At 71.3% G+C, this 19,358-nt stretch carries 16 protein-coding genes; 5 read left to right on the plus strand and 11 right to left on the minus strand.

Going from position 1 to position 19,358, the window contains the following annotated elements; all coding sequences use genetic code 11:
• Positions 1-11: 11 nt before the first annotated feature.
• From IO39_RS00405 to IO39_RS00450, 10 genes are all read right to left on the minus strand, one after another.
• Positions 12-890 (minus strand): ABC transporter ATP-binding protein, encoded by an 879-nt coding sequence (locus tag IO39_RS00405; protein ID WP_043614010.1) that lies wholly within the window; start codon positions 888-890, stop codon positions 12-14.
• Positions 890-1,831, minus strand: coding sequence for an ABC transporter ATP-binding protein (locus tag IO39_RS00410; protein ID WP_043614013.1), 942 nt, complete (start codon positions 1,829-1,831; stop codon positions 890-892). Before IO39_RS00410 ends, IO39_RS00405 begins: the two co-directional genes overlap by 1 nt.
• Entirely contained in the window at positions 1,828-2,712 is an 885-nt protein-coding gene (locus IO39_RS00415) for an ABC transporter permease (RefSeq protein WP_043614016.1), read from the minus strand. The genes IO39_RS00410 and IO39_RS00415 overlap by 4 nt, the downstream gene beginning before the upstream one ends.
• Positions 2,709-3,704, minus strand: coding sequence for an ABC transporter permease (locus IO39_RS00420; protein ID WP_043614019.1), 996 nt, complete (start codon positions 3,702-3,704; stop codon positions 2,709-2,711). The genes IO39_RS00415 and IO39_RS00420 overlap by 4 nt, the downstream gene beginning before the upstream one ends.
• A 77-nt stretch (positions 3,705-3,781) precedes the next feature.
• Positions 3,782-5,539 carry an ABC transporter substrate-binding protein gene (locus tag IO39_RS00425; RefSeq protein WP_043614022.1) on the minus strand — a complete coding sequence of 586 codons (1,758 nt, stop codon included), beginning with the start codon at positions 5,537-5,539 and terminating at the stop codon, positions 3,782-3,784.
• Positions 5,540-5,951: 412 nt separating this feature from the next.
• A complete protein-coding gene (locus IO39_RS00430) occupies positions 5,952-6,527 on the minus strand; it encodes a hypothetical protein (protein WP_157547749.1) in 576 nt (191 codons plus the stop codon).
• Positions 6,528-6,645: 118 nt separating this feature from the next.
• A complete protein-coding gene (locus tag IO39_RS00435) occupies positions 6,646-7,245 on the minus strand; it encodes a response regulator transcription factor (RefSeq protein WP_043614029.1) in 600 nt (199 codons plus the stop codon).
• The gene (locus IO39_RS00440) at positions 7,242-8,354 is read right to left on the minus strand and encodes a sensor histidine kinase (protein WP_052422281.1); all 1,113 of its coding nucleotides are present in this window, start codon (positions 8,352-8,354) and stop codon (positions 7,242-7,244) included. Before IO39_RS00440 ends, IO39_RS00435 begins: the two co-directional genes overlap by 4 nt.
• Entirely contained in the window at positions 8,351-9,466 is a 1,116-nt protein-coding gene (locus tag IO39_RS00445) for a sensor histidine kinase (protein WP_052422282.1), read from the minus strand. The genes IO39_RS00440 and IO39_RS00445 overlap by 4 nt, the downstream gene beginning before the upstream one ends.
• Before the next feature lie 52 nt (positions 9,467-9,518).
• A complete protein-coding gene (locus IO39_RS00450) occupies positions 9,519-10,652 on the minus strand; it encodes a glycoside hydrolase family 18 protein (protein WP_043614032.1) in 1,134 nt (377 codons plus the stop codon).
• Positions 10,653-10,818: 166 nt separating this feature from the next.
• Here IO39_RS00450 and IO39_RS00455 point away from each other — a divergent pair, with 166 nt between their 5' ends.
• The 5 genes from IO39_RS00455 to mug all read left to right on the plus strand — a co-directional run bounded on the left by IO39_RS00455 (position 10,819) and on the right by mug (position 18,097).
• On the plus strand, positions 10,819-11,736 hold the full coding sequence (locus IO39_RS00455; RefSeq protein WP_043614036.1) for an LLM class F420-dependent oxidoreductase: 918 nt from the start codon (positions 10,819-10,821) through the stop codon (positions 11,734-11,736).
• Positions 11,737-11,849: 113 nt separating this feature from the next.
• Entirely contained in the window at positions 11,850-13,502 is a 1,653-nt protein-coding gene (locus IO39_RS00460) for a 3' terminal RNA ribose 2'-O-methyltransferase Hen1 (RefSeq protein ID WP_043614039.1), read from the plus strand.
• On the plus strand, positions 13,486-15,960 hold the full coding sequence (locus IO39_RS00465; protein WP_043614042.1) for a polynucleotide kinase-phosphatase: 2,475 nt from the start codon (positions 13,486-13,488) through the stop codon (positions 15,958-15,960). Before IO39_RS00460 ends, IO39_RS00465 begins: the two co-directional genes overlap by 17 nt.
• 58 nt (positions 15,961-16,018) lie before the next feature.
• Positions 16,019-17,419 (plus strand): sugar porter family MFS transporter, encoded by a 1,401-nt coding sequence (locus tag IO39_RS00470; protein ID WP_043614049.1) that lies wholly within the window; start codon positions 16,019-16,021, stop codon positions 17,417-17,419.
• Between the two features lie 183 nt (positions 17,420-17,602).
• A complete protein-coding gene (gene mug / locus IO39_RS00475) occupies positions 17,603-18,097 on the plus strand; it encodes a G/U mismatch-specific DNA glycosylase (RefSeq protein ID WP_043614052.1) in 495 nt (164 codons plus the stop codon).
• A gap of 109 nt (positions 18,098-18,206) precedes the next feature.
• Here mug and IO39_RS00480 read toward each other — a convergent pair whose 3' ends face one another.
• Positions 18,207-18,857, minus strand: coding sequence for a CAP domain-containing protein (locus IO39_RS00480; protein WP_211266849.1), 651 nt, complete (start codon positions 18,855-18,857; stop codon positions 18,207-18,209).
• Positions 18,858-19,358: the final 501 nt, after the last annotated feature.

A 19,358-nucleotide genomic window follows, 5' to 3' on the forward strand; every position in this document is an offset into this window, starting at 1 on the left:
CTCCCGATCGTCTATGAGCAGGTGGCCAGCCGGGCGCACGCCACGAAGTGCCCCGGCTCGGCCTCGACCAGGCCGTCCGAGCCGCCCCTGTCGTGATACACGCAGGTCTCCACGGGCGCGGCGTCGTCCCAGGCCGTGTGCAGGCGCGGCACGGCCGACAGCAGCTCCCGCGTGTACGGGTGCAGCGGGTCGCCGAAGACCCGCTCCGTCAGCCCCATCTCCACCACGCTCCCCCGGCGCAGCACCAGCGTGCGCTCGGCCAGGTAGTTGCCCAGCGACAGGTCGTGCGTGATGTAGAGCACGCTCAGCCCCCTGGCCTTCAGCTCGGCCAGCAGGTTGAGCACGTCGATGCGGGTGGAGGCGTCGAGCATGCTGGTGATCTCGTCGGCCACCAGCAGCTTGATGTCCAGCAGCAGCGCGCGGGCGATGAGCAGGCGCTGGAGCTGGCCGCCGCTGAGCTGGTGCGGGTACTTGCCCAGCACCTGGTCGGGGTTGAGCCGCACGTCGCGCAGGGACGTGGCGATCCGCTCGCGCCACTCGGCCTCCGGCACCGACGGGTAGTACGCCTCCTTGATCATGGAGAAGACGCGGTCGGCCTTGAAGACCGGGTTGAAGGAGCTGAACGGGTCCTGGAAGATGCCCTGGACCCGGCGGTAGTACTCCTTGCCCGCCCGCACCGGCAGCCCGTCGAAGGTGATCGAGCCGCTGGTGACCGGGTTCAGGCCGAGGATCATCCGGCCGATCGTGCTCTTGCCGCTGCCGCTCTCGCCGATCAGCGAGACGACCTCGCCCGGCACGACCTCGAAGCTGACGCCCTTGACGGCCGCGACGCTCTTGCCGCCGAAGGCGCCGACGCGGAATTCCTTGGTGACGTCGTGGAGTCTCAGCATCAGGCCTTCCAGCAGGCTACGTGGTGGTCGGGGGCCAGCTCGGCCACCGGCGGGTCCTCGGCGCACTCCTCGCCCGCGATCGGGCAGCGGTCGCGGAACCGGCAGCCGGCGGGCGGGTTCAGCAGCGAGGGCGGGCTGCCGGCGATGCCCTCCAGCCTGCGGTCGGCGTAGCGGACGCCGACCTCGGGCAGGGCGTCGAGCAGCAGTTTCGTGTACGGGTGCCGCGGCGCCTTGACGATCACGTCGGCCGGGGCCTTCTCGGCGAGCCGGCCCGCGTACATGACCATGATCGTGTCGGCGATGTGGTGGGTGAGCGCGAGGTCGTGGGTGACGAAGATCATGCTCTTGACGTAGCCGCTCTCCCTGAAGCCGAGCAGGGCGCGGGCCACGGCCTTCTGGGTGGAGACGTCGAGCGCGGAGGTGACCTCGTCGGCGATCAGCAGGGACGGGTCCAGCAGCGTGGAGATGACCATCACCATGCGCTGCTTCATGCCGCCGGACAGCTCGATCGGGTAGCGGTCGAGCACCTCGGCCGGCAGGCCGACCTGTGCCATGCGGCGCTCCAGCTCGGCGAGGTCGAGGGCGGCGCCGCGCGACCTGAGCAGCTCGGTGACCATCCTGCGGATCTTGCGGGTGGGGTTGAGCGCGCTCATGGCGTACTGCGGGATGAGGGAGACCTCGCGGAAGCGGAACTCGTTCATCGCGCGGTCGTCGTCGATGGGCAGCTCCCGGCCGTCGAGCACGACCGTGCCGCCCACCCGGCGCATGCGGCCGTCCATCCGGATGAGGGACTTGCCCAGCGTGCTCTTGCCGCAGCCCGACTCCCCGACCAGGCCGAGGATCTCGCCGTCGCCGAGCCCGAAGGACATGCCGTCCAGGGCGCGCACGTCGCCCTTGAGCGTCCTGTAGTGCACCTTCAGCTCGCTGACCTGCAGACTCATGTCTCCCTCAGTTTCGGGTTGAAGACCTCGTCGAGCCCGACGTTGGCCACGTACAGGGCGCCCACGATGGCCGTGATGGCGGCGCCCGGCGGCACGAACCACCACCACAGGCCGAGCTGGAGCGCGCTCCACTGGTTGGCGTTCTGCAGCATCAGGCCGAGCGAGACCCCCTCGGTGGGGCCGAGGCCGATGAAGTCCAGCGAGGAGGCGATGAGCACCGAGCCGCCGAACAGCAGGATGAACGTCATGAACAGGTAGGAGCTCATGTTCGGCGCGATCTCCCTGGCGATGATCCGGCCGGTGCCGGCGCCGCTCATCCTGGCCAGGTCCACGAACTCGCGGGTGCGCAGCGAGAACGTCTGCGCCCTGATCGCCCGCGCCGCCCACGGCCACTGCGTCAGCCCGATGAACAGGCCCTGCACGGCCACGCTGCGGATGCCCAGGTAGGCGTTGATGATCAGCAGCACGGCGAGGGTGGGGATGACCAGGATGACGTTGGTCAGCATGTTGAGGATCTCGTCGACGATGCCGCCGCGGTAGCCGGCCACGAAGCCGACCAGCATGCCGATGACGGCCGCGATGCCGCCGCCGATCACCCCGACCGCGAACGTGCTGCGCAGTCCGTGCACGAACTGCGTGAACACGTCCTGGCCGAAGGTGGTGGTGCCGAACCAGTGCTCGCCCGAGGGCGGGGTCATGGGCTTGGGGCCGTACTCGTTGGGCGCGCCGCCGACCAGCAGGGGGCCGAGCAGCCCCAGCAGGAACAGGACGGCCACGATGCCGAAGCCGGTCATGAGCTTGCCGTTGCGCGCCGCGAAATAGAGCGCCTCGCGCCGCACCCCGGCCGGCTCGCGCGGCGCGACTTCCTGGATCACGGTCATGCCTGGGCACCCGCCATTCCCGCCCTGGTCCGCGGATCGACCACGACGTAGACGATGTCGATGATGAAGTTGGCGATGAGCACGCCGAGCACGATGAACAGGAACGTGCCCTGCAGCAGGAAGAAGTCCTTGTTCTGGATGGCCTTGAGGATCAGGCTGCCCAGGCCCGGATAGGCGAAGACGATCTCGGTGACCAGCGCTCCCGCCACCAGCACGCCCAGTTGCAGGGCCAGGCCGGTGATCTGGGGCAGCACGGCGTTGCGGAAGGCGTACCTGCGGATGAGCCTGCTGGGCGCGCCGAGCGCGGACAGGTAGTTGGAGTAGTCGGACTCCAGCTCATAGATGATCATGTTCCGCATGCCGATCGCCCAGCCGCCCAGCGCCACGAGGAACAGCGACAGGAACGGCAGCGTCCAGTGGTGCAGCAGGTCGAGCAGGAACGTCCACGACCAGTTGGGCCGCATCGAGAAGCTGTAGCCGCCGGCCACCGGGAACCAGCCGAGTATCACGCCGAACGCCCAGGCCAGCAGCACGGCCAGCCACATGTACGGCATCGCCGTCAGCACGTAGCCCACCGGCAGCACGGTGTTGTCGAGCAGCTTGCGGCGGGCGGCGTACGCGCCGAACCGGTTGCCCACCACCCAGCTCAGCAGCACCGACGGGACGATCAGGGCCAGCGTGTACGGCACCGCCGTCGTGATCACGTCGCTGACCGGGGTCGGGAACAACCAGATGCTGACCCCGAAGTCGCCGCGCAGCAGCGCGCCCCAGAAGTTGAGGTACTGCTGCCACAGCGGCTGGTCCAGGCCGAACAGGTTGGTGTAGTACGCCCGCATCGCCTCGACGGCCTCGGGCTTGGTGACGTTGGCCCGCGCGACCATGCTGGCGACCGGGTCGCCCGGCATGAAGCGCGGGATCATCCAGTTGACCGTGACGGCGACGAAGAAGGTCAATCCATAGATGAGCAGTTTCCTGCCGAAATAACGACGCACGTGTTTGCTCTCCGGGGAAGTCCCCCGCCCCTGGGACGCGCGGGGCGGGGGATCGCGGGATTCGTCGGATCAGATCGTCAGGAAGCCGCGGGCTGGAGCTGGGTGAGGGTCTCGAAACCGCCCAGTTCGAGCCAGTTGCGCCACATCACCGCGCCGGTCTTGGGCGCGCTGCCCTCGGCGGACGGCCAGTTCTTCCACACGCTGGTGCTGGACTGCGCCCACAGGCCGTTGTACCAGAGCGGGATGACCGGCATGTCGTCGAGATGGATCCGCTGGAGCTGGGAGATGACCTTCTGCATGCCCGCGGTGTCGTCGGTCTTGATCTGGTCGAGCTGCTGGACCAGCTCCCACGCCTTCTTGTTCTCGTAGCGGGCGAAGTTGACCGTGTTCTGCTGCTCCTGGATCGGGAGCTGGAACATGTACTCGTAGTAGGTGTACGGCGAGTTCGACAGCTGCCGCTCGTTGTTGATGAGCAGGTCGAAGTCTCCCTTGGCGCGCTGCTCGACCAGCGCGTTGAAGTCGGGGAACTCGGGCGTGATCTGGATGCCGGCGGTCTTGGCGCTGGCGGAGATGGACCTGGCCGACTCCATCCAGTCGGTCCAGCCCGACGGCACGATGAGGGTCAGGCTGATCTTCGAGCCGTCCTTGTTCTCCACGAACCCGTCGCCGTCGGTGTCCTTGTACCCGGCGTCCGACAGCAGCTTCTTGGCCTTGGCCGTGTCGAAGGTGAAGCCCGCGGAGGAGACCACGCCCTGGTCCACGAACTTGTCCCACTGCGGCAGCAGGCCGGTCGGGCTGGCGGCCTTGACGAGGTTGCCGTACACGCCTTCGACGATCTTCTTGACGTCCACGGAGGCGGCCAGCGCCTTGCGGAAGGCCGGGTCGTCCATCGGCTTCTTCGTGGTGTTCGGCACCAGCCACGCGGTGTTGGCCGACAGCATGTACGGGGGCTCTTTGTAGTAGGTCGTCAGCCCGAAGTTGCCCTTGACCAGGTTGGCCACGCCGGGCAGGAAGTTGTTGCTGAGGTCCAGCCCCTTCTGCAGCAGCATGCCCATCGCGACCTCGTTGCTCGGAGTGGCGATGTCCACGATGTAGCGCGGCTTGGGCTCCATGCCGAGCGCCGTCTTGCCCCACCAGTCGTCACGCCGCTGCAGCACCACGCGGTCCTGGTCCTTGCTCAGGAACTTGTACGCGCCCGTGCCGACCGGGTTCTCGTTGATCCCGTCCAGCACCTCCTTCTCCGAGCGGCCCTTCCAGATGTGCTCGGGGACGATGGAGCGGCTGTAGAGGTTGAAGTCCCACTGCTGGTAGTTGGCCTTGGTGAAGGTGAACGTCACGGTGTGGTCGTCGGTGGCCTCGACGCTCTTCAGCCAGTCCCACAGGTGGTGGTAGGGGATGGTCTCCATCTTGCCGAGCTCGAAGGAGAAGACGACGTCCTTGGCGGTGAAGGGCTGCCCGTCGGCCCACTTGACGCCCTGGCGGAGCTTGACCTCGTAGGTCGTGTCGTCCGTCCAGGAGCCGCTCTCGGCCAGCCACGGGGTCAGCTTGGCCGCGTTGGTGTCGTAATGGAACATGGTCTCGTACACCAGGCCCTTGGTGCCGGTGGCCGAGTCCCACTCCCTGATCGGGTTGAAGTTGGCCGGCGGCCCCCACTGCACGCCCGTGGTGTAGAGCGTCTCGTTGCGCGGAAGCTGGTCGGGGTTGGCACTGGCCGCCGCGCCGGGGCTCTGCGACTGTGCGGCCGGCGGGGTCGGCGTGGCTCCGCCGCCGCTGCAGGCCGTGGCGAGCAGGCCCGCCGCCACGAGCGGAATCATGATCCGAGCCCGGTTACGCATCGCTTCTCTCCTTCCTCCGCGCATGGCGCGAAGGTACGAACGTCTGTCAGACCCCCCGATGGTCCGGCTCCGGCGGCAATCTGGGAGCGCTCCCAGAGCTGACGCAAAACAGGCTTCCGCCTTGGAGACCGGTCAGCGACTTCACTTTTGTTTGAGCGCAGACCGCGAAGGGCCTGCTGAACCGGATAAGTACCGCGAACGTAAATTCCCCGTGTCCGCGCCGTCAATAGCCGTGACGCTTTCGAGACGTGGCTCCGCAAACGCTCTCATGCGGGCGCACGCCCGCTGTCCAGGCACGACGCGGCCGGGATGGCTAACCGGTTCAACGACGTTCGCCGGCCGCCGTAGGCAGGGAAAGGGCCGTGACGCCCCCGGCGGCCCGGGGAGCGTCACGGCCCCGCTCCTCCGCGCGCTACTCGCAGAGCGTGCGGATCTCGGCGTCGCACTTGTCGGCGCCGTCGCCGCCGTGGGCGCTGTCGAGCCCATCCGCGCCGAGCAGGACGTCGTCCCCCGCGAGCCCGGCCAGCCGGTCGTCGCCCACGTCGCCGAAGGCCATGTCCACGCCCGTCCCGCCGACGAACTGGTCCGCGCCGGCCCCGAGGACCACCCGCGAGCGCAGCGCGGTCCTGTTCTCCATCCGGTCGTCCCCGTCGCCCAGGTCGGCCACGATCGTGGTGACCTCGCCGGCCGGGCAGGCCGAGACGTTCTTGGCCATGGCGACGCACGGCGCGGCGGGGATCAGCAGGCCGCCGTCGTTCCTGACGACCAGCCGGGTCCCGACCTGGGTGATCAGGAGGTCGTCGGCGGCGGCGTCGGAGGCGATCCGCAGCACCGAGCCGGACACGCTCACGTCGGCGGTGGCATGCGCGGGCCCGGCCACGGCCGACAGCGCGGCCGCCAGCGCGGCCCCCGCCGTGAGCGCGCGCACCCCGTGACGGCGCAGGAAGGTGGCCCTGGAGCGGCGCCCGCTCCCCCGTGTCGTACTCATCTGTCCCCCTCTGTCGGTTGCCGGCCGCCTGAATCGGCGGCCGGAGATGAGTACAACCCGGAAGCGCCCGGCCCTCAGTGCCGGAACGGACACCCCTTCTGTGGCGAAATGCCTGGCGTCAGAGCCAGCCCATGCGCTGCGCGGTGCGGATGGCCTCCAGGCGGTTCTGGGCGTTGAGCTTGGTCATGGCGCTGGACAGGTAGTTGCGCACCGTGCCCTCGGTCAGGTGCAGCTCGGCGGCGATCCTGGCGATGGCGGCGCCCTCGCCCGCCAGGCGCAGCGCGTCGCGCTCGCGCTCGGTCAGCGGGCTGTCCCCCGCGGCCATCGCCGCCGCGGCCAGCTCCGCGTCCAGGTAGCGCCCGCCGGACTGGACCTTGCGGATGGCCATCGCCAGCTCTTCCGCCGAGGCGTCCTTGCCGAGGAAGCCGCTGACCCCGGCCGCCATCGCCCGGCGCAGGTAGCCGGGGCGGCCCAGGCTCGTCAGGATGACGATCTTGCACTGGGAGCTGATCCGCTCGGCCGCGCTGAGCCCGTCCATGCCGGGCATCTCGATGTCGAGCACGGCCACGTCGGGCCGGTGCTCGGCGACGGCCGCCACGACCTCGTCGCCGCGGCCCACCTGGGCCACGACCTCGATGCCGTCCTCCAGGTCGAGCAGGGCGGCGATGGCGCCGCGGATCAGGTGCTCGTCGTCGGCCAGCAGCACGCGGGTGGTCACGCTGGCACCGCCGCCCGCAGCAGGTAGCGGCCCGCCTGGTCCGGCCGCGCCTCCAGAGTGCCGCCGGCCGCCCGCAGCCGCTGCGCCAGCCCGGCCAGGCCGTTGGGCGCGTGTTCGCCCACCGGGCCGTTGACCCCGTCGTTGGACATCTCCAGCACTCCATCCTCGATCGTGATCGTGCAGCGTTCGGCCTTGCTGTGCTTGAGCACGTTCGTCGCGCCCTCGCGTACGACGGTGGCCAGCAGCGTCCGGGTCTCGGGCGACAGCGAGCCGGTCTCGGCGCGCACCGTGCAGCGCACGTCGGCGGCCTCCAGCACCGCCCGCACGCTGGCCAGCACCTCGTCCAGGTCGATGGCGCGGTAGTTCTGCACGACGGTGCGCACCTCGCGCAGCGACCGCTTGGCCAGGTCGCGAACCTCGAACATCTCGGCCGCCGCCGCCTCCTGGTCCGAGGCCAGCGTGCGCCGGGCGTGCTCGGCCCTGGCCGCGACGTCGGTCAGGCTCTGCCCGAGCAGGTCGTTCAGGTCGCGGGCGAAGCGCAGCCGCTCCTCCGAGACCGCCAGCCTGGCCAGCGCCTCCTCCCCCTCGTGCGCCACCAGCGTCAGCCGCCACAGCGCCAGGTTCGCCCAGACCCCGCCGACGCTGATCACCGTGAACAGGCTCTGCACCACGATCATCAGGGCGACGTTCCACCCGCCGAGCCACCAGAGGTAGAGGTTGAAGCCCGCGATCGAGGCCAGGGCCAGCGCGAGCCCGGCGCGCTTGGGCAGGAAGGCCGCCAGCAGCGCCACCCACGTGGGGATCGACCACATCTGCCCGGCCAGGCCCAGCAGCAGCGCGATCACCCCGGTGACCGCCAGGATGGCCGTGGGCCGCTTCCCCCCTCTGACGGCGATCCGGAACGGCCTCGTGCTCAGCACGTTGAAGGTCAGCAGCAGCACCACGCCGGCCGCGATCAGCGGCAGGGCCACGCCGCCCTCCTGGTGGCGTATGTACAGGTCGAAGTAGCCGACGAGCGGGAACATCAGGATGACGTCCGTGCAGTACTCGATCACCCAGCGGATCTTGGTGAGCTTCGGCGCGTTCCACAGCCGGCCGAGCAGGCTCATGCCGGCACCGCCGCGCGCAGCAGGAACTCCCCGCTCGGGGTGGGCTCGGCGGAGAACGAGCCACCGGCCGTGTTCAGCCGCTCCGCCAGGCCGTGCAGGCCGTTGCCGGGCCTGGCCGGCGACCGCGCCACCCCGTCGTTGACCATCTCCAGCACGCCCCCGTCGATCCTGATCGCGCACCGCGTGGCCGAGCTGTGCTTGAGGATGTTCGTGCCGCCCTCGCGCACGGCCCACGCGAGCAGGGTCCTGGCCGCCGGTGACAGGCCGTCGGTCCTGGCCTCGATCACGCAGCTCGTCCCGGCCGCCTCCAGCGCGGCGCGCACCCCGGCCAGCTCCTCGTCCAGGTCGAGGTGCTGGTAGCCGTGCACCGCCTGCTGCACCTCGGCCAGCGCGTCGGCGGCCAGCTCGCGCACCGCGGCCATCTCGGCGGCCGAGCGGCCGGCGTCCTTGGTCGCCAGCTTGGCGGCCAGCTCGCTCTTCAGCGTGATGACCGACAGGCTGCGCCCGAGCAGGTCGTGCAGGTCGCGGGCGAAGCGCAGCCGCTCCTCGGCCACGGCGAGCCGGGCCCTGGCCTCCCTGCTCCGGTTGGCGTCCCTGATCGCCCACCAGATCCAGCGCCACAGGAGCATGGTCCCCGTCAGGATGACGGCGGTGGCCGTCTCACCGATCAGCAGCCTCGGCCACGACGCGCCGGTGACGAGCACGAGGTAGCCGGTGACCAGGATCATCGTCACCGCGATGAGCGCGGCGATGGCGCGCGGCCTGAGATAGAGGGCGGCCAGCGACAACCACAACGAGACGGCGCTCACCCACGGGGCCGTCATCTCCTGGGCGGGCGGCACGAGCACGGCCAGCCCCGCCACGAGCACCCCCGCGACCATGAGCTTGCGGGTGGGCTCGGGCCGGCGGTCGAACGCCTCGCGCAGGATGAAGGGATAGAGCCCGGAGAAGCCCACCAGCAGCGCCAGCACCACCGCCATCCGGAGGAGGGAGATTCGGCCCTCGGCCGCGATCCCGACCGTGAAGATGGCGAGCAGGACGAACACGAGCACGATCGAGCCGTCCATCCAGTACAGCAGGAGCTTCCTCGCGGTCTCTGGCCGTGCGGCCATCAGGCCCCTCCCCCTGCTGACTCAAACCTCCCTGGTCAGCGGAATCCTATCTTCAGGGAGGACTTCGCCAAAGAATTCGGGATACGTCCGGCTTTGGGGAGACGCCGCGTAGCGACAACCAGGCCAGGCCCTGCCGGGCGGCGTAACCGGCCAGCGTGCGGGCGTCGCGTTCGCTCAGGTCGTACGGGCCGGACAGCACGGGGGTCAGCGCGATGCGCGGCCACGCCTCCGCGGGGCCGGCCAGGCCCTGGGCCCGCGCGATCTGCCCGGCCGCCGCCCGCACGGCCGCCGCCGTCCGGCCCAGGCGGGCGCCGCCCGGCGGGATGGGGACCAGCAGGTTGACCGTGCCGACCTCGGCGCCCGCCAGGCGGGTGGCGCGCAGCATCGCCACGTCACTGCCGGCCAGCCCGTCGCGGCTCAGCGGCAGCGTGAAGCCGACCCGCAGCCGCCGCTCGCGCTGCACGGCGTGGATGGCGCGCGCCCGGCGCAGCACCGCGGCCCGGTCGGCGCTGTCGCGCACCTCGAAGTCGATCGCGGCGGCGCCGAACGCGCCGACGACGCGGCGGTAGGCGGCGGCCAGCCCGCCCGGCCTGGTGCAGGTCGCGGCCAGCTCCCGGCCGGCGGGGCCGCCGAAGACGGGCGCGGCGTCCCCGCCCAGCGCCCTGAGCCGCCCGATCCGGCCGGCCACCGGATTCCGCCCCGGATCGAGCAGCCCCTCCCGCCCGGCCACCGCGCTCACGGCGGGGGCGGGCAGGGGCGTCCCGTGGGCCACCAGATCGGCCTCCGGCTCGTACCGCCCGGGCCCGCCGCCGGGCTCGGCCGGTGTCCCGTCGCGGACGGGCGCGAGGGTGCCGCTCCACTGGGGGGCGCAGCCGTCGCCGCCCGCGACGAGGTGGCCGAGCGCGTACTGGCGGACGCCGGTGCGGCGGGAGTAGGCGGGCAGGTCGAAGGCGGGCTCGCGGGCGGTGTCGACGAAGGCCACGAACGCGGTGCGCGGCCGTTCGGCCGGCGAGGCCGTGACGGGCGGGCCCGCGACGGGCGGACGCGCGGGCGGGGGCTCGGGCGAGGGCGCGGCGCCCTCGGGCAGCAGGCGCACCGCCGCGGCGGTGCCCGCGGCGAGCGCGAGCGCTCCGAGCAGGGCGAGGGGCCGCGGGAGCAGGCCGGGCCCCCTTCTGTGCCGAGTCATGGGCCACCCCAGGTGGTCGGTCGGCGTGGTCGGTCGGTTACGCCTCGCACTCGCCGGTGAACGGCGGCGAGCCCGTACGGCGCCGGCGGGTGAACGCTAGCAAGCCCGTACGGCGCGGCGCGGGTCTTTTCCGGTTCGCGTCCGAAGTGTGCGGATAATGTGGACCATGAAGCTGCGGATCTTCACCGAACCCCAGCAGGGCGCGACATATGACGACCTGCTCGCCGTTGCCCAGACAGCCGAACGGCTGGGTTTCGACGCCTTCTTCCGGTCTGACCATTACCAGCGCATCGGCCCCGGCGACCAGGGCCCCGGCTCGACCGACGCGTGGATCACCCTTGCCGGGCTGGCCAGGGAGACGTCCACGATCCGGCTGGGCACGCTGGTGTCGCCTGCCACGTTCCGGTTGCCCGGGCCGCTGGCGATCAGCGTGGCGCAGGTGGACCAGATGAGCGGCGGACGGGTGGAGCTGGGCTTCGGCACCGGCTGGTACGACGGCGAGCACGCGGCTTATGGCATCCCGTTCCCGCCGGTGGGCGAGCGGTTCGGCCGTTTCGAGGAGCAACTGGAGATCCTGACCGGTCTGTGGGCGGCGGAGGGCAGCTACTCCTTCGAGGGCAGCTACTACCGCCTGGCCGACTCCCCCGCGCTGCCCAAGCCGGCCCAGCGCCCGCGGCCGCCGGTGATCATCGGCGGGTTCGGGGCCAAGCGCACGCCGCGGCTGGCGGCGACGTACGCGGACGAGTACAACGTGCCGTTCCACACTCCCGGCGAGACCGGTGAGGCGTTCGAGCGGGTGCGCAAGGCGTGCGAGGCGACCGGGCGGACGCTGCGGTTCTCGGCGGCGCAGACCACCGTCGTGGGCTCGGACCGGGCGGAGGTCGAGCGGCGCGCGGCGGCCATCGGCGAGGACCCGGACAAGCTGCGCGAGAGCGGCCTGGCCGGCACGCCCGCCGAGGTGGTCGAGAAGATCGGCAGGTTCGCCGAGCTGGGCGCCGAGCGGCTCTACCTGCAGATCCTCGACCTGGGCGACCTGGAGCACCTGGAACTGATCGCCGCCGAGGTGCTCCCCCGGATGGCGTGACCGCCCCGCACCGGATGGCCTCCTGACATGGCGCGGTCGCCGCACGTGAGGTGGCTTTCCGGCGGCGGTTAATCGGTTGGCGGGGATTCGAGCGGTTACGGCAGACTTGGGGCGTGCTGCTGACGATCACGACCACCGCCAGACCCGCCACCGACCTGGGCTTTCTCCTGCACAAGCATCCCGAGCGCGTGCAGGAGTTCGGCCAGTCGTTCGGCACGGCCACGGTGTTCTATCCGGAGGCGGGCGAGGAGCGCTGCACGGCGGCGCTCATGCTCGAGGTCGACCCGATCGCGCTGGTCAGGTCGCGCGGCAAGAACTCCCCCGACTTCAGCCTCTCGCAGTACGTCAACGACCGCCCCTACGCCGCCTCCTCGCTGCTGGCGGTGGCGCTGGCCGACGTGTTCCGCACGGCGCGGGCCGGCCGCTGCAAGGCCAGGCCCGAGCTGCCCGGCACCCCGCTGCCGCTGGAACTGCGGCTGCCCGCGCTGCCCTGCCGGGGCGGGCCCGAGCTGGCGCGGCGGGTGTTCGAGCCGCTCGGGTGGGAGGTGGACGCGCGGCCCGTGCCGCTCGACGAGGGCTTTCCCGAGTGGGGCGAGTCCCGCTATGTCGGGCTCACCCTGCGCGGCACCGCCCGCCTGTCCGACGCGCTCAACCACCTGTACGTCCTGCTGCCGGTGCTCGACGACGGCAAGCACTACTGGGTCGCGCCCGACGAGGTGGACAAGCTGATCAGGGCCGGCGGGGGCTGGCTGGGCCGCCATCCGGAGCGCGGCCTGATCACCCGGCGTTACCTGGGACGCCGCTGGGCGCTGGCCCGCACGGCGCTGTCGCGGCTGGCGGAGCTGGGCGACGAGACCGAGGAGGAGCTGGAGCCCGCGGTCGAGGAGGACGCGCCGGCCGAGGTGACCGCCTCCGACGAGGCCGCCGCCGCCGAAGCGGAGGCCGTGGCCGAGGCCGCCGACGCCGAGACCGCCGACGCCGGGGCCGCCGACGCCGGGGCCGCCGACGCCGGGGCCGCCGACACGGAGATCGCCGACACGGAGGCCGCCAACGCGGACGCCGCAGACGGGACGGACACCGCAGACGGGACGGACACCGCAGACGGGACGGACGCGGCGGCGGGGGCCGGCGCGGCGGTCGAGGGGCCCGCGCCCAAGGCCAGGCCGCTCAGCACGCTGCGGCGGGAAGCCGTCGTCGGCAGGCTTGAGGAGCTGGGCGCGGTCAGCGTGATCGACCTCGGCTGCGGCCAGGGCGAGCTGGTCGGCGCGCTGCTGGCCCGGCCCAGGTTCGCCCGGGTCGCGGGCATGGACGTCTCGCCGATGGCGCTCACCATCGCCGCCCGCAAGCTGCGCCTCGACCGCATGCCCGACGCCAAGCGCGCCCGGCTCACGCTCTTCCAGGGTTCGCTCACGTACACCGACAAGAGGCTGTCCGGCTACGACGCCGCCGTCCTCATGGAGGTGGTCGAGCACGTCGACCCGCCCCGCCTGGCCGCGCTCGAACAGGTGGTGTTCGGCCGCGCCAAGCCCCGCCACGTGCTCGTCACCACGCCGAACATCGAGCACAACGTGCGCTACGAGTTCCTGACCGGGCTGCGCCACCCCGACCACCGCTTCGAGTGGACCCGGGCAGAGTTCGCCGGCTGGGCCACCCGGGTGGCGGCACAGTACGGCTACCAGGTCGCCTTCGAGCCCGTCGGCGACGACGACCCCGAGGTCGGCCCGCCGACCCAGATGGGAGTGTTCACCCGTGATCAGCGTTCCTGAGCTGTCCCTCGTGGTGCTCGTCGGCGTGTCGGGCAGCGGCAAGTCCACGTTCGCGCGCAGGCACTTCAAGCCCACGCAGGTCATCTCCTCCGACTTCTGCCGCGGCCTGGTCTCCGACGACGAGAACGACCAGGCGGCCACCCCGGCGGCGTTCGACCTGCTGCACCACATCGTCGGCGTGCGCCTGGCCAGGGGTCTGTTCACGGTGGTCGACGCCACCAACGTCCAGTACGCCGCCCGCAAGAGCCTGATCGACCTGGCCAGGCGGCACGACGTGCTGGCCGACGCGATCGTCCTGGACGTGCCGGAGGAGGTGGCGATCGAGCGCAACGCCGCCCGCCCCGACCGCGACTTCGGCCCCGGCGTGGTGATCAGGCAGCGCAAGGACCTGCGGCGCTCGCTGGGCAAGATCTCCAACGACGGGTTCAGGCGGGTGCACGTGCTGCGCGGACCGGCGGAGATCGACGAGGCCGTGATCACGTACGAGAAGGCGTGGTCCGACAAGACGGAGCTGACGGGCCCGTTCGACATCATCGGCGACGTGCACGGCTGCCGCTCGGAGCTGGAGACGCTGCTGCGCGAGCTGGGCTGGCGCGCCGACGGGCAGGGGTGGCGCCACCCGGAGGGCCGCACGGCGGTGTTCGTCGGCGACCTGGTGGACCGCGGCCCCGACACGCCGGGCGTGCTGCGCCTGGTCATGGACATGGTCGAGGCCGGCGCCGCGATCTGCGTGTCCGGCAACCACGAGCAGAAGCTGGTGCGCGCGCTGAACGGCCGCAAGGTCAAGGTCGCGCACGGCCTGCGGGAGTCGCTGGACCAGCTCGCCGCGGAGCCGCCGGAGTTCGTGGCGCGGGCCAAGGCGTTCATGGACGGCCTGCTCAGCCACTACCGGCTGGACGGCGGCCGGCTCGTCGTGGCGCACGCGGGCCTGAAGGAGGAGTACCACGGGCGCGCCTCGGGCCGCGTGCGCGCCTTCGCCCTGTACGGCGACACGACCGGCGAGACCGACGAGTACGGCCTGCCGGTCCGCTACCCCTGGGCCGACGAATACCGGGGCCGGGCCATGGTCGTCTACGGCCACACGCCCACCGTCCGCCCCGAGTGGGTCAACAACACGATCTGCCTGGACACCGGCGTGGTGTTCGGCGGCCACCTGACCGCGCTGCGCTACCCGGAGCGCCAGATCGTCCAGGTCCCGGCGGAGAAGGTCTGGTACGAACCGGCCAAGCCGCTGTCCGCCGCCGCCGGCCGCGACCCCGGCACGCTGGACATCAACGACGTGATCGGCACCCGGCACGTCGAGACCAGGTTCGGCACGCGGGTGAAGGTGATGGAGCAGAACGCCGCGGCCGCGCTGGAGGTCATGAGCCGGTTCTCGGTGGACCCGCGCTGGCTGGTCTACCTGCCGCCGACCATGGCCCCGCCGGAGACCTCGCGGCTCGACGGCTACCTGGAGCACCCGCACGAGGCGTTCGAGGAGTTCGCCGCCGCCGGGGTGCGCGAGGTCGTGTGCGAGGAGAAGCACATGGGCTCGCGGGCCGTGGCCGTGGTGTGCCGGACCCCGGAGGTGGCGGCGGCCAGGTTCGGGGTGGACGGCGGCAGCACGGGCGCCGTCTACACGCGCACCGGGCGGCCGTTCTTCGCCGACACCGCGCCGCTGGTCGAGCGGCTGCGCGAGGCGTGCGAGCCGCTCTGGGCCGAGCTGGGCTCCGACTGGGTGGTGCTCGACTGCGAGCTGCTGCCCTGGTCGGCGAAGGCGGGCGAGCTGATCAGGTCGCAGTACGCCTCCGTCGGGGCGGCGGCCCGCGCCGCGCTGCCGGAGGCGGTCGCGGCGCTGGAGGCGGCGGCCGGGCGCGGGCTGGGTGTGGGCGATCTGCTGGACCGCGCCCGGCGCCGCTCCGGCAACGCTGCCCTGTTCCGCGACGCTTACGCCCGTTACTGCTGGCCGACCGACGGGCTGGAGGGCGTCCGGCTGGCGCCGTTCCAGATCCTGGCCTGCGAGGGCCGGGCCACGGCGCTGGAGCCGCACGCCTGGCACCTGGCCACGCTGGCGCTGCTGGACTCGCCGCTGATCACCGCCACCCGGCACGTCTTCGTCACGCTGGACTCGCCGGAGTCGAGGGCCGAGGCGACGGCCTGGTGGGAGTCGATGACCGCGGCGGGCGGCGAGGGCATGGTGGTCAAGCCGGCCGCGTACACACCGGGCCGGGTGCAGCCGGGGGTCAAGGTGCGCGGGCGCGAATACCTGCGCATCATCTACGGCCCCGACTACACCGAGTCGCTCGACGTGCTGCGCCGGCGCTTCCTGGGTAAGAAGCGGTCGCTGGCGCTGCGCGAGTACACGCTGGGCCTGGAGGCGCTGTCGCGGCTGGCCGAGGGCGAGGCGGGCTGGCGGGTGCACGAGCCGGTCTTCGCCGTGCTCGCCCTGGAGTCCGAGCCGGTGGATCCCCGGCTTTGATGAGCATAGGAGGGTAATCGTCGGGTAGCTCCCCTGATCATCCGGGGGAGGGACCTGCATGGCTACTCAATACACCCATCATGAGCATCTCGGGCACGTCGTCTTCATCACGGCGGCCGCGGCGATCGGTGGGTTCCTGTTCGGATACGACAGCTCTGTCATCAACGGCGCGGTGGTCGGCATCCAGAAGCACTTCCAGGTGGGTTCGGTCGAGACCGGCTTCGTGGTGGCCATCGCGCTGCTGGGCTCGGCCGTGGGCGCCTGGGCGGGCGGCGGGCTGGCCGACCGGTGGGGGCGCACGCGGTCGATGCAGGTGGCGGCGCTGCTGTTCGCGGTCAGCTCGATCGGCCAGATGTTGCCGTTCGCGATCTGGGACCTGGCGCTGTGGCGGATCATCGCGGGCTTCGCGATCGGCATGGCCTCGGTGCTCGGGCCGGCGTACATCGCCGAGGTGGCCCCTCCCGCCTACCGGGGGCGGCTGGGCTCGTTCCAGCAGCTCGCCATCGTGCTCGGGATCGCGGTCTCGCAGCTCGTCAACTACGTGATCGCGCGGCTGGCCGGCGGGGACGTCAACAACCATCTGTGGGGGCTGCAGGCGTGGCAGTGGATGCTGGGCGCGTGCGTCGTGCCCGCGCTGCTGTACGGGCTGTTCGCCCTGAACATCCCCGAGTCGCCCCGCTACCTCATCATGTCCGGACGCACCCGGCGGGCGCGGGAGGTGCTGGCCGAGGTCGAGGGCGACGACGTGGACCTGGACAACCGCATCTCGGAGATCCAGCACGTGCTGCGCACCGAACGCGTGCCCGGCCTGAAGGATCTGCGCGGCAAGGCGATGGGGCTGCTGCCGATCGTGTGGATCGGCATCGTGCTCTCGATGTTCCAGCAGCTCGTCGGCATCAACGTCATCTTCTACTACTCGTCGGTGCTGTGGCAGTCGGTCGGCATCAACCAGAGCGACTCCCTGCTGATCAGCTTCTCCAGCTCGATCATCAACATCGTCGGCACGTTCATCGCGATCGCCCTGGTCGACCGGCTCGGCCGCCGGCCGCTGCTCATGATCGGCTCCGCCGGGATGGCGATCGCGCTCGCCACGGCGGCCTGGGCGTTCAGCTTCGCCCGGGGCCAGGGCGAGGCGGTCTCGCTGCCCGACCCGCAGGGCGCGATCGCGCTGGTCGCGGCCAACGTGTTCGTGCTGTTCTTCGCGCTGTCGTGGGGCGTGGTCGTCTGGGTGCTGCTCGGCGAGATGTTCCCCAACCGCATCCGCGCCGCCGCCCTCGGCGTCGCGGCCGCCGCCCAGTGGGTCGCCAACTGGCTGATCACGGTGTCGTTCCCGGCCCTGGCGGAGTGGAACCTGCCGACCACGTACGCGATGTACGCCCTGTTCGCCCTGCTGTCGTTCCTGTTCGTGGCCAAGTGGGTCAAGGAGACCAAGGGCCGCAAACTGGAGGACATGGGCTGACCACCCGCTGCGTCGCGGCATGATCCACCCGCTGCACCGCGGCATGATCCACCCGCTGCGTCGCGGCATGATCCACCCGCCCGGCCACCCCGGCGTGAAAGGTCACGACGACGTGGCTTCTCGACGGGGCGGGCCGGGTGGGTTTCGCCGGAGCAGTGGCCGGGATCGGCTACCCTCCGGCACGTGCTGAACGATGTGCTGGGCCCCTCCCTGGATGTGCTGTTCTGCGGCATCAATCCCGGTCTCATGTCCGAGGCCACCGGACACCACTTCGCCCGCCCCGGCAACCGCTTCTGGCCGGCGCTGCACCTGTCCGGATTCACGCCGCGCCTGCTGGCGCCCGCCGAGCAGCACCTGCTGCCCTCGTACGGGCTGGGCATCACCAACATCGTGCCCCGCCCGAGCGCCAAGGCGTCGGAGCTGACCAGGGAGGAACTGGTGGCCGGCGGAGAGGCCCTGGCCGCCAAGGTGGCCGAGGCCGGTCCGAAGGTCCTGGCCGTCCTGGGCATCTCGGCCTACCGCACCGCCTTCGCCCGCCCCAAGTCCGTCATCGGGCCGCAGCCGGAGACGGTGGGCGGCGTCCGGGTGTGGGTGCTGCCGAACCCGAGCGGCCTCAACGCCCACTGGACGGTCACCACGATCGCGGAGGAGATGGCGAGACTCCGCGCCACGCTCTGATCCGCCCGCCCGCAAGGTCCCGGCCGGCACGCAAGCACCGAGCGGTGCAGAAGCACCGGACGGCGCAGAAGTTCGGCGCCGCCTCGGCGCCTTCTTGGCCGAGGCCGGATCACTTGGCGGCGAAGTCCTGGGTCCAGTAGATCTTGCCCCGGGAGTCCTGCACCGCGCCGACCCCGATGAGGTCGTAGGCGCAGTTCACGATGTTGGCCCGGTGACCGGGGCTGTTCATCCACCCGCGGACGACCTCGGCGGCGCTGCGCTGGCCCGCGGCGATGTTCTCGGCCCAGGCGGAGCCGCCCGTGAAGCCGGCCGCCTTGATGCGGTCCATGAAGGAGCGGCCGTCCTGGGAGTCGTGGTCGAAGTAGTTCTTGGCCGCCATGTCGGCCGAGTGCCCGCGAGCGGCCGCGTACAGCTTGGGATCGTGCTTGAGCGGCCCGCAGCCCGCCTTGGCGCGCTCGGCGTTGGTGAGCGTCACGACCTGGTTCTCCACGGCCGTGCCCACGCTGCCGCCGGACGCCGGAGGCGTGCTGGGGGTGCCCGGGGCGGTCGGGCTCGGGACCGGCGTGGGGGCGCCGCTGCCCGGGGTGCAGGTCAGCCGGACGGCCTTGGACCTGGCGGTGTGGCCGCGGTAGTCGGTGACGGTCGCGTAGTACGTGCCCGGCCGGCAGTCGAGCTTCAGCGTGAGGCGGCCCTTCCGGGTGGCGCCGCTCTTGACCACCGGGTCGGGGCCCGGGACGGCGCGGTTGATACGGATGCGCATCAGCGCAGAGGTGAAACAGCCGCGTCGGGCGGCCGCGGTTTCGATCTTCAGCGTGTCGTTGACGTGCGGTTTGGCCACAGCGACCCGACAGCGGGCCGTCTCCGTGGCCGCGGCAGCCTGCGATGCGCTCAACGGCACGGCGATCGCTGCCAGGCTCACGGATGCGGCGAGTACCCCAAGGGGTCTACGCATGGGGGTGTCCTCCAGTTGCGGTAGACGCTGGATGGCACCGCATTCTGTCGGGGCCGATACCGATTTGTCATCTAAATCGGAATGTTTCCCCCATGCGCAGGTAAACCAAAGTGATCTCTGAGGCGTCTGTGCAGGTCACACGATGATCACGACGAACGACCCGAAACCCCGACAGGCCCGACCGATTCACAACCCAACAGCACTGTCAGACCACCCCGAAGATCGGCTCCATCCAGCCCCGCCACGTGACCAGAATCACGTTTCAACAGCCACGCCACACAAGCGTGATCAAGCAACTGCAGGTCAACG

The organism is Nonomuraea candida (assembly GCF_000725485.1).
GTDB classification, from domain to species: Bacteria; Actinomycetota; Actinomycetes; order Streptosporangiales; family Streptosporangiaceae; genus Nonomuraea; species Nonomuraea candida.

Coding starts and splice junctions, on each gene's coding strand:
- IO39_RS00405 (WP_043614010.1), bottom strand. CDS start 890: ATGCTGAGACTCCACGACGTCACCAAGGAATTCCGCGTCGGCGCCTTC.
- IO39_RS00410 (WP_043614013.1), bottom strand. CDS start 1,831: ATGAGTCTGCAGGTCAGCGAGCTGAAGGTGCACTACAGGACGCTCAAG.
- IO39_RS00415 (WP_043614016.1), bottom strand. CDS start 2,712: ATGACCGTGATCCAGGAAGTCGCGCCGCGCGAGCCGGCCGGGGTGCGG.
- IO39_RS00425 (WP_043614022.1), bottom strand. CDS start 5,539: ATGCGTAACCGGGCTCGGATCATGATTCCGCTCGTGGCGGCGGGCCTG.
- IO39_RS00430 (WP_157547749.1), bottom strand. CDS start 6,527: ATGAGTACGACACGGGGGAGCGGGCGCCGCTCCAGGGCCACCTTCCTG.
- IO39_RS00440 (WP_052422281.1), bottom strand. CDS start 8,354: ATGAGCCTGCTCGGCCGGCTGTGGAACGCGCCGAAGCTCACCAAGATC.
- IO39_RS00445 (WP_052422282.1), bottom strand. CDS start 9,466: ATGGCCGCACGGCCAGAGACCGCGAGGAAGCTCCTGCTGTACTGGATG.
- IO39_RS00450 (WP_043614032.1), bottom strand. CDS start 10,652: ATGACTCGGCACAGAAGGGGGCCCGGCCTGCTCCCGCGGCCCCTCGCC.
- IO39_RS00455 (WP_043614036.1), top strand. CDS start 10,819: ATGAAGCTGCGGATCTTCACCGAACCCCAGCAGGGCGCGACATATGAC.
- IO39_RS00470 (WP_043614049.1), top strand. CDS start 16,019: ATGGCTACTCAATACACCCATCATGAGCATCTCGGGCACGTCGTCTTC.
- IO39_RS00480 (WP_211266849.1), bottom strand. CDS start 18,857: ATGCGCATCCGTATCAACCGCGCCGTCCCGGGCCCCGACCCGGTGGTC.